Origin of the sequence: Bradyrhizobium sp., assembly GCF_035484855.1 — a bacterium.
Taxonomy (GTDB): Bacteria; Pseudomonadota; Alphaproteobacteria; order Rhizobiales; family Xanthobacteraceae; genus Bradyrhizobium.
The window spans coordinates 49,449-56,881 of the sequence record NZ_DATHOP010000164.1 but is presented as its reverse complement, the minus strand read 5'-3'; the positions used below and the strand labels follow the sequence as shown (position 1 = coordinate 56,881).

General features: G+C 62.8%; 7 protein-coding genes. 1 reads left to right on the top strand and 6 read right to left on the bottom strand.

All coding sequences use genetic code 11. The annotated features are described in order from the left end of the window. Positions 1-93 precede the first annotated feature (93 nt). A complete protein-coding gene (locus VK804_RS18890) occupies positions 94-855 on the bottom strand; it encodes an SDR family oxidoreductase (RefSeq protein ID WP_325373002.1) in 762 nt (253 codons plus the stop codon). A 218-nt stretch (positions 856-1,073) separates the two neighbouring features. Between VK804_RS18890 and VK804_RS18885 the strand changes: the two genes are divergently transcribed. Next, positions 1,074-2,267 (top strand): CaiB/BaiF CoA-transferase family protein, encoded by a 1,194-nt coding sequence (locus tag VK804_RS18885; protein ID WP_325373000.1) that lies wholly within the window; start codon positions 1,074-1,076, stop codon positions 2,265-2,267. 258 nt (positions 2,268-2,525) lie between these two features. On the opposite strand, the gene VK804_RS18880 is transcribed toward VK804_RS18885, so the two are convergent. The 5 genes from VK804_RS18880 to VK804_RS18860 all read right to left on the bottom strand — a co-directional run bounded on the left by VK804_RS18880 (position 2,526) and on the right by VK804_RS18860 (position 7,414). Next, positions 2,526-3,515: an ABC transporter substrate-binding protein gene (locus VK804_RS18880; RefSeq protein WP_325372999.1), complete on the bottom strand. Its 990-nt coding sequence runs from the start codon at positions 3,513-3,515 to the stop codon at positions 2,526-2,528. Beyond that, positions 3,512-4,486: an ABC transporter substrate-binding protein gene (locus tag VK804_RS18875; RefSeq protein ID WP_325372997.1), complete on the bottom strand. Its 975-nt coding sequence runs from the start codon at positions 4,484-4,486 to the stop codon at positions 3,512-3,514. Before VK804_RS18875 ends, VK804_RS18880 begins: the two co-directional genes overlap by 4 nt. Further along, positions 4,483-5,421, bottom strand: a complete 939-nt coding sequence (locus VK804_RS18870) for an ABC transporter substrate-binding protein (RefSeq protein WP_325372995.1) — start codon at positions 5,419-5,421, stop codon at positions 4,483-4,485. Before VK804_RS18870 ends, VK804_RS18875 begins: the two co-directional genes overlap by 4 nt. Positions 5,422-5,465: 44 nt before the next feature. Next, entirely contained in the window at positions 5,466-6,443 is a 978-nt protein-coding gene (locus VK804_RS18865) for an ABC transporter substrate-binding protein (protein WP_325372993.1), read from the bottom strand. A 122-nt stretch (positions 6,444-6,565) separates the two neighbouring features. Then, positions 6,566-7,414, bottom strand: coding sequence for a sulfite exporter TauE/SafE family protein (locus VK804_RS18860; RefSeq protein WP_325372991.1), 849 nt, complete (start codon positions 7,412-7,414; stop codon positions 6,566-6,568). Positions 7,415-7,433 lie beyond the last annotated feature (19 nt).

The following is a 7,433-nucleotide window of genomic DNA, read 5'->3' as shown; positions in this document are numbered from 1 at the left end:
TCTGCGGAGCAGCGTGAAGAACGCTGCACCGCGTCCGGGACACGAGACACATTGCTTCACGCCCTCTCAGGATGAGGGCGCGAGATCGTGCCGCTAATCCCGATTGGCCGGTGTCTGCACAAATCCCCTGTTCCAGGTCGGGCTGATCAGAATCTCGTTGATGCATACCCGCGGCGGCATGCTGGCGACAAACGCGATGGTTCGCCCGAGGTCCTCCGATTGCAGCATTCGCGCCTGCTCCTTCTCGCTCGGCACCACCGGGCGCAATTTCAGGATCGGCGTCGCAACCTCGCCCGGTGACAGGCAGCAGGCCCGCAATCCGTTGACGCATTCGTCCATGTTGAACGAATGGGTCAGTGCCAGCACCGCATGCTTGGTGGTGGTATAGGCCGGGCCCGGCATCTTCGACACGTGACGGCCGGCCCAGGAGGCGACGTTGATGATGCAGCCGTCCTTTTGCGCCCGCATCGCCGGCAGCACCGCGCGCATGCAATACAGCACGCCGTTGAGATTGATGTCGACCAGCTGGTTCCAACCTTCCAGCTCCATGTCGGCCCAGCTGCGTTTCGGCACGTTGACGCCGGCGCTGTTGACGAGCAGATCGATGCGACCGTGTTTTGCGACGATCTGTTCGGCGGCCTTGTTGACCTCGGCGGCGTTGCTGACGTCCAGCGGGATCGCCTCGGCCTTGCCGCCGGCCTTGGTAATCTTCGCCACCACCGCATCCAGCGCATCCTTGCGCCGCCCCGAAACCACGACAATCCAGCCATCCGCGGCCAGCGCTTCGGCGCCGGCCTCGCCGATGCCGCTGCCGCCGCCGGTCACCCAGGCCACGCGTTTCCCGTTATTTGACATGCAAACTGTCTCCGTTGCTTTGTGAAGGGCGTTTTTGCTATGGAACGCCTTGAGATGATAGGGCCCGATCGGAAATGGCCACCCCGCAATGATGCATGAACGCCCCGCCGAACGCCAAGCTGTTTTCCGCTCGATTTGAAATTCAGGTCGGGGGCATGGTACTGCAGCCGACCGGTTTTCCGAAAATTTCTCACGCAGCAACATGAGGCAAGAAGCGCATGCGCCCGCTTGAAGGATTACGCGTCGTCGATCTCACCCGGGTGTTGTCGGGGCCGTACTGCACCATGCAGCTCGGCGATCTCGGCGCCGAGGTGATCAAGGTCGAGCGGCCCGGCGAGGGCGACGACACCCGCGCATTCGCCCCGCCCTATCAAGGCGACGAAGCGGCCTATTTCCTGTCCGTCAACCGCAACAAGAAAAGCATCACGCTCGATATGAAGAGCGAGCGCGGCCGCGAGGTGCTGTGGCGGCTGATCGACAAGTCGGACGTGCTGGTGGAAAATTTCCGGCCCGGTGCGATGGACCGCCTCGGCTTCGGCTACGCCGACGTCAGCAAGCGCCGGCCCACCCTGGTGTATTGCTCGATTTCCGGATTCGGCAATACCGGCCTGATGAAGGACCGCCCCGGCTACGACGTCATCGTGCAGGGCGAGGCCGGCATCCAGGATATCACCGGGCCGGCCGACGGCGCGCCCTACAAGGTCGGCACCTCGATCGCCGACCTCGTTTCCGGATTGAACGGATCGCAGGCGATTCTGGCGGCGCTCTATGCCGCCAAGACCACCGGCCGCGGCCAGCATGTTTCGGTTTCGATGTATGAAGCGGTCGCAGGCCTGCTCAGCTTCAATGCCAGCATCTATTTCGCGACCGGCGAATCCCCGAAGCGGCGCGGCAATGCGCACGCCACGATCGTGCCCTATGAAACCTTTGAAGCGAGCGATGGCTGGATCAGCCTAGGCGTTGCCAATGACGAATTATGGAAGCGTTTTTGCAAGCTGGTCGAGCGGCCCGAGCTGACCGACGATCCGCGTTTCGCCAAGGCCGCCGACCGCGTGCGCAATCGCGACATCCTGGTCCCGATCGTCAAGGACATCATCCGGCAGCGCAAGCGCGACGAGTGGCTGCCGCTGATGGATGAAGCGGGGATTCCGAGCGGCGCGATCCGCACCGTCGGCGAAGTCTGCGAGAGCGAGCTGTTGAAGTCGCGCGACATGATCGCCGAGATGCCACATGCCGGAAAGGGAGTCGGCATCGTCAAGAACATCAAGAATCCGATGCATCTCAGCGACACACCGCTCGATACCTATGCAGCCCCGCCCCGGCTCGGCGAGCATACCAGCGAGATCCTGACCGGCCTGCTCGGCTACAGCAAAAGCGAAGTCGAGGAACTGGCGCGCAGCAAAACCATCTAGCGGGATCGCGTAGGGTGGGCAAAAGGCGCGGTTGCGCCGTGCCCACCATCTTGCTTGAAATGGTGGGCACGCTGCGCTTTGCCTACCCCTATGCACTGCGCATTTACCGTCATTGCGAGCGAAGCGAAGCAATCCATCTCATCGTGAGAAAGCTGGATTGCTTCGTCGCTTGCGCTCCTCGCAATGACGACGAGGATGGGCCGATTCCATTGCAAGGACCGCTCCCGTACTGAGGGTACGCGATGAAGTCCCGCCACTTCACTCCATCACTTCGTCAGCGCGCAGAACCAGGGCGGCAGGCAGCTCCAGTCCGATCGCCTTGGCGGTCTTCAAATTGATGGTGAAATAGAAACGATTGGGTTGCTCGATCGGCAGATCGCCGGCCCTCGCTCCCTTGATGATCTTGTCCACATAGCCGGCCGAGCGCCGAAAGAAATCGCGAAAGCTTTCCCCGTAGCTCATCAAGCCGCCCGCTTCGACATATTCGCGGACGCCGAACACGGACGGCAGCCGGTTTTTGATCGCAAATTCCGCGATCCGCACTCGATTGAGATTGAACAGGACGTTCGATCCCAACATCAGCGCCTGAACGTTTTCCCCCTTTAGCCGCGCGAAGGCCGTGTCGAACTCTTCCGCGGTGCGGACATCGGCCATCGCGACGTTCAAGCCCCTGGCCTGGGTCGCCGCGAACAGGTTTCTCGCCACCGAAGCGTAGTTCGGACTGCTGGAATTGGCGAGGATGCCGATGCTGGCGAGATGCGGCACGGCTTCCATGAGCAATTCGAGTTGCTTGGACGCGGTGTCGTCGAGCGAGGTCGCCAGACCGGTGATGTTGCCGCCGGGATGCGCGAGACTGGTTGCAAAACCATTACCGACGGGATCGGTGGAAAGCGCCATGACAATGGGAGTTTGCGGCGCGGCCTTTTGAAAGTAGCGCACCGCCTCGGGTGCGCCGGCAACGAAGATATCGGCGTTCAACCGAGCCAGCTCTTCGGCAAATTCCGCGTAGCGTTCCGGCTTTGCCTCGGCAAAACGCCATTCGATGACAAAATCCCGGCCCTCGACATATCCGAGTGCCCGCATTCCCTCCGCAAGCCCGCCCAAAAAGCTTGTTTCGATCGCGGCCGGTCGGGCATTGCCGGAGAGAACGCCGATGCGCCAGATCTTTCCGGCATGCTGGGCACGCGCCGCTAGCGGCCACGTCGCCGCCGCGCCGCCAACAAGCGTGATGAATTCGCGCCGCCTCATTCGATCACCTCGTCGGCGGTGAATATCAGCTTCGGCGGCACCCTTAATCCCAGCGCATTGGCGGTCTTGAGATTGATCGCCATCTCGAACTTGGTGGGCTGTTCGACCGGCAGATCGGCGGGCTTTTCGCCCTTGAGAATCCTTGCCGCGTAGATGCCCATCTGGCGATAAACATCGCCAAGGCTGCTTCCATAGCTGATAAGGCCGCCAGCCGCGACCGACTCGCGCGAAAAGTAGATGGTCGGCATCCTGCTGCGCGCCGCCGGCCCGATGAGCCGTTCGCGCCGCGTATCGAAGAATGGATCGGCGGCGATAACGAGCCCGTCGGCTGGCGTCGTCGCGAATGTCGCGAAGGCGGCGTCGATCTGGCCGTCGGTGCTCGCGTTCAGTACCGAAAGCTGCACGCCCTTCGCGCGCGCCGCTTCCTGAGTGCCCTGGATCGAGGGCTCGGCGGTCGGGCTGTTCGGATTCACAAGCAGGGCAATCGTCCTGGCCTGAGGAACCAGCTCGCACAGCAACTCAAGCCGCTTCGGCGTCAACTGGGTGAAGAGAATGCTCAGGCCGGTGGCGTTTCCACCCGGCCGGGCGAGACTGGCGACCAATCCGGCCGCGACCGCGTCGTTACCGACCTCGAAAACGATCGGGATCGTCGCGGTAGCGTTTTTCGCCGCGCGGGCGAGAGGAGGACCGAAGGCGGCGATCAAATCGACCTTGCGGCCGACGAGCTCGGCGGCCATGGCCGGCAGCCGATCATACTGACCCTCCGCCCAGCGATATTCGATCGCGACGTTTTGTCCCGCGACGTAGCCTGCTTCTTTCAGTCCCTGCAGGAACGAAGCCGCCATCGGCGTGTATTCCGGCGTCGCAAAGTGAAAATAGCCGATCACCGGCATCGCCTTCTGCTGCGCGCGCGCCGCGAGCGGCAAACTCGCCGCCGCGCCGAGAAGGGTGATAAACTCCCGCCGCCTCATTCGATCACCTCGTCGGCGGTCGCGAGCAGCGTCGGCGGCACGTTAAGGCCGAGCGCCTTGGCGGCTTTGGCATTGATGACCAGTTCGAACTTGGCCGGCTGCAGCACGGGCAGATCGGACGGCTTGACGCCCCCCAGGACCTTTCCTGCGTACACGCCGGCTTGCTGGTAGGCCGTTGCAAAGCTCGGTCCATAGCTGATGAGGCCGCCGGCCGCGACGAATTCGCGCCGGTAATAGATCGCAGGAACGGAATGGCGTGCCGCCAATGCTGCGATCTGTTGACGCTGGCCAAAGAAGAACAGATCGGTATCGATAATGACCGCGCGTACTTGCTGTCCGGGCAGTGCGGCAAAGGCAGCGTCGATCTCGCTTTCGGACGCCGCGTTCACGATACGAAGCTGCACTCCCTTCGCGCGCGCCGCTTCCTGCATCTTGCTGGATATGATCGGCGCGCGCCCGCCCAATGGATTGTTGGGGTTCACGAGCAGCGCGATCGCCCTGGCCTCGGGAACCAACTCCGACAGCAGCTCCAACCGCTTGGGATTGAGTTCGTCGCCGAACAGCGTGACGCCGGTGAGATTGCCGCCGGGTCGAGCCAGGCTGGCGACGAGGCCATTGGCCACGGGGTCTCCACCGATGAAGAAAACCATCGGTACCGTCGAGGAGGCGCCTTTCGCCGCGAGCGCCACGGGGTCGGTGATGGCCAGGATCAAATCGACCTTGCTGCCGACGAGATCGGCGGCCATCGCTGACAGCCGGTCATTCGCCTCCACCCAATGATATTCGATGGTGACGTTTTGTCCCTCGATGTAGCCGGCTTCGCGCAGTCCCAGGCGGAACCCGTCCATCAGTGGTCCACCCGCGCCCGGCGGACCGGGGCTGAGGAGGCCGATCACCGGGACCGTCTTCTGCTGCGCGCGCGCCGCGAGCGGCATACTTGCCGCCGCGCCGCCGAGCAGCGCGATGAATTCGCGCCGCCTCACTCGATCACCTCGTCGGCGAGCAGCAGGAAAGGTTCCGGAATCGTCAGTGCGAGCGCCTTCGCGGTCTTGAGATTGACGACCAGTTCGATCTTGGTGGGCTCTTCGACCGGAAGGTCGGCCGGTTTGGCGCCCTTGAGAATCTTGTCGACGTAATCGCCGGCATGGCGGAATAAGGCCGAGAAGTCCGGACCGTAGGACAAGAGATCTCCGGTATCGACATATCCTCGCGAGCCATGCATCGTCGGCAGCCGTGCGGCCAGCGCCAACGTATTGATCTGAATTTGGTTGTCAGCGACCAATGGATCGCCAACGACATAGAGCGCTTGGGCGCGGCCCTTGACGCTCTCGATCGCGGGGGCGATATCGTCCGCACGCTTGACGCCCGCGGACACGATGTCGAGACCAAATTTGTGCGCCGCCTGCTGAACTTCGGCCACCGACAACGAGACAGTGCGATTGTTAGCATTGTTCAGGACTGCCAACAGGCTGAGGCCGGGAATGATGTCGCGCAGAATCCCGAGTCGCTTGCCGGCAAGATCGGGCTGCTGGTTTGATAGTCCGGTGATGTTGCCACCCGGGTGCGCGAGGGAGGCGACCAGGCCCTCGCCGACCGGGTCGGAGGCGATCGGGAAGACGATGGGAATGACTGATGTCGCGTTTTTCGCGGCGATGGTTGCCGGCGTTCCGAGCGGCAGAATGATGTCGACTTTCCGGCGGGCGAACTCGGCGCCAAATTCCGCATAGCGTTCATTGCGTCCTTCGGTCCAGCGATATTCAATCGTGACAGTGCGATTCTCGATCCAGCCAAGCTCGTGCAAGCGTTGTACAAATGCACCGAGCCAATGGCTCCAACCGGCGGAGCTTGAGCCAAGAATGCCGATGGTTGGCAGCTTGTCCGCTTGCTGCGCGCGTGCGCCGAGCGGCAAACTTGCCGCCGCGCCGGCAACCAATGTTACGAACTCGCGCCGCTTCATGGATGTCCCCCGCCCCGAGCGATCTCGCCGCTCGCGACCATCATCCAAATCGCGGTGGATGGCAACGATGCGAAGCGGCGTCCGTTAGTTGCAATCGATGGAACTTTTGTTCTGCGCTCTGGCTACATCAGGCTGATCGCAAAGCGGCTGCCGACGATAACCAGATACGCCCCATACGCCATCTCCAGCGCGCGTTTGGACATCGCATGCGCGGCGCGCACGCCGAGCGGCGCGGTCAACAGGCCGGTCGGCATCACCAGCACGGCGCCGATCAGCGAGATATAGCCGAGCGCGAATGGCCATTGCAGCGCCGCCACTTCCGGAAAGCGCGCCGCCGCGGGCCAGCCGGCATAGACATAGCCGATCGCCCCGGGAATCGAGATCAGCACCGCCAAGGCGGAGGAAGTCGCGACCGCCTGATGGATCGGACGGCCGTAAAACGTCATCAGCAGGTTCGAAAAAAGTCCGCCGCCGATGCCCATCAAGGTCGAGAGCAGCCCGACGATGAAACCATACGCATTCATCAACACGCCTCTAGGAAAGTCGGCGCCGAACTTCCAGGTCTCGCGCGAAAACAACAATCGTACCGCTGCCGAATACGCCACCGCCACGAACACGATCTTGAACAGCCGCTCCGGCGCATAGCGCGCAATCACGCTGCCCGCGATCACGCCGACCAGGACCGGCAGCCACCACGCCCTGAGAATCTCCATATCCACCGCGCCGCGGGCATGATGGGCGCGATAGGAACTGATCGCGGTCGGAATGATGATGGCAAGCGAGGTGCCTATGCACAGCGGCATCCGCACTTCCAGCGGCACACCGGCGAGCCGGAAGCATTCATAAAACACCGGCACCAGGACGGCGCCGCCGCCGATTCCGAACAGCCCGGCCAGAAAACCGGACAGCGCGCCGACCGCAACCAGCAGCGCCGCCAATTGAAGAAGCTCACGGAGGTCCAGTCCCGCCATGCCGGCCTTTGTCCTGTCG

Coding starts and splice junctions, on each gene's coding strand:
- VK804_RS18890 (WP_325373002.1), bottom strand. CDS start 855: ATGTCAAATAACGGGAAACGCGTGGCCTGGGTGACCGGCGGCGGCAGC.
- VK804_RS18885 (WP_325373000.1), top strand. CDS start 1,074: ATGCGCCCGCTTGAAGGATTACGCGTCGTCGATCTCACCCGGGTGTTG.
- VK804_RS18880 (WP_325372999.1), bottom strand. CDS start 3,515: ATGAGGCGGCGCGAATTCATCACGCTTGTTGGCGGCGCGGCGGCGACG.
- VK804_RS18875 (WP_325372997.1), bottom strand. CDS start 4,486: ATGAGGCGGCGGGAGTTTATCACCCTTCTCGGCGCGGCGGCGAGTTTG.
- VK804_RS18870 (WP_325372995.1), bottom strand. CDS start 5,421: ATGCCGCTCGCGGCGCGCGCGCAGCAGAAGACGGTCCCGGTGATCGGC.
- VK804_RS18865 (WP_325372993.1), bottom strand. CDS start 6,443: ATGAAGCGGCGCGAGTTCGTAACATTGGTTGCCGGCGCGGCGGCAAGT.
- VK804_RS18860 (WP_325372991.1), bottom strand. CDS start 7,414: ATGGCGGGACTGGACCTCCGTGAGCTTCTTCAATTGGCGGCGCTGCTG.